Annotated in this window: 1 protein-coding gene and 1 pseudogene; both read left to right on the top strand. The window is 53.4% G+C overall.

All coding sequences use genetic code 11. The annotated features are described in order from the left end of the window. On the top strand, positions 1-640 hold a 640-nt coding region (locus VE944_RS10275), incomplete at its 5' end, for a calcium-binding protein (protein WP_324976143.1). A gap of 57 nt (positions 641-697) precedes the next feature. Beyond that, positions 698-1992 (top strand): annotated as a pseudogene (locus VE944_RS10270) (integrin alpha); the annotation flags it as partial.

Genomic DNA, 1992 nt, shown 5'->3' with positions numbered 1-1992 from the left:
TTCTGTCAGCAGTGCCGGAGATGTCAACAATGACGGCTTCGACGACCTGATTATCGGGGCTTATGGTGCCTCCCCCAACGGCTCTGCTTCTGGGCAAAGCTATGTGTTATTTGGCGGGACGAATATCGGCGGCACTCCTGAGGTGACAGGAACTCCCGGTGCAGATACTCTCATCGGCACAATTAACAAGGATATCATCGACGGCAAAGCTGGTAACGACACCATCGACGGCGGTGCTGGCAATGATATCCTCATCGGCGGTGCTGGCAATGATACCCTTGTCGGTGGCGTCGGTGCTGACAGATTCCTTTACGATACCAATGCTCGCTTTGACAGTTCTGCTATTGCTTTAGATACCATCTCTGATTTCAAACAGTCCCAAGGTGACAAGATTGTACTGGATAAGACTACCTTTAGTGCAATTACTTCTGCTGTCGGAACCGGTTTTAGTAATGCTAGTAACTTTGAAGTCACGTCTTTAGGGGCAGCCAGCACTGCTGTGATTGTCTACAACCCTGTAACTGGGCAGTTGTTCTACAACTCTAATGGTAGCGTGGCTGGTTTTGGCATCGGTGGTCCATTTGCGGTTCTAACTGGTGCGCCAACTCTGGTTGCATTAGATTTTGTGGTGCAAGCGTAGTTCGCCTAAATAGTACAAACGCGATTAATCGCGTCTCTATAAACATAGAAGAAAATCATGGTTATTTCATCATTTAATCTCTCAGACCTCGACGGCACTAACGGCTTCACCATCAACGGCATCGCGGCGGGTGACGCATCAGGCTATTCTGTCAGCAGTGCCGGAGATGTCAACAATGACGGCTTCGACGACTTGATTATCGGGGCAAGACTTGCCGACCCCAACGGCTACGATTCAGGGCAGAGCTACGTGGTGTTTGGCAGCAGCACAGGCTTTGACGCCACTCTCAACCTCTCTAACCTCAACGGCACTAACGGCTTCACCATCAACGGCATCGCAGCAGTTGACTACTCAGGCTGGTCTGTCAGTAGTGCCGGAGATGTCAACAATGACGGCATCGCTGACCTGATTATCGGGGCACCCTATGCCTCCCCCAACGGCTTATATTCAGGGCAGAGCTACGTGGTGTTTGGCAAGAGCACAGGCTTTGACGCCACTCTCAACCTCTCAGACCTCAACGGCGCTAACGGCTTCACCATCAACGGCATCGCAGCGGGTGACGGTTCAGGCATTTCTGTCAGCAGTGCGGGAGATGTCAACGACGACGGCATCGCTGACCTGATTATCGGGGCATCCGGTGTCGACCCCAACGGCTCCGCTTCTGGGCAGAGCTACGTGGTATTTGGCAAAAGCACAGGCTTTGATGCCACTCTCAACCTCTCAGACCTCAACGGCGCTAACGGCTTCACCATCAACGGCATCGCCGCGAATGACACCTCAGGCTATTCTGTCAGCAGTGCCGGAGATGTCAACGGCGACGGCATCGCTGACCTGATTATCGGGGCATATGTCGCCTCTCGCAACGGCTATATCAATTCTGGGCAGAGCTATGTGGTATTTGGCAAGAGCACAGGCTTTGGCGCCACTCTCAACCTCTCTAACCTTAACGGCGCTAACGGCTTCGCCATCAACGGCATCGCAGACTATGACTTCTCAGGCGAATCTGTCAGCAGTGCCGGAGATGTCAACAATGACGGCTTCGACGACCTGATTATCGGGGCACCCAATGCCGACCCCAACGGCTCTGCTTCTGGGCAGAGCTACGTGGTATTTGGCAACACAGGCTTTAGCTCTACTCTCAACCTCTTTACCCTCAACGGCGCTAACGGCTTCAGCATCAACGGCATCGCAGGGGGTGACGCATCAGGCGTTTCTGTCAGCAGTGCCGGAGATGTCAACAATGACGGCTTCGACGACCTGATTATCGGGGCTTATGGTGCCTCCCCCAACGGCTCTGCTTCTGGGCAAAGCTATGTGTTATTTGGCGGGACGAATATCGGCGGCACTCCTGA

Source organism: Nostoc sp. (assembly GCF_035638895.1).
Taxonomy (GTDB): domain Bacteria; phylum Cyanobacteriota; class Cyanobacteriia; order Cyanobacteriales; family Nostocaceae; genus Nostoc.
This window is presented reverse-complemented; position numbering and strand designations above follow the sequence as displayed.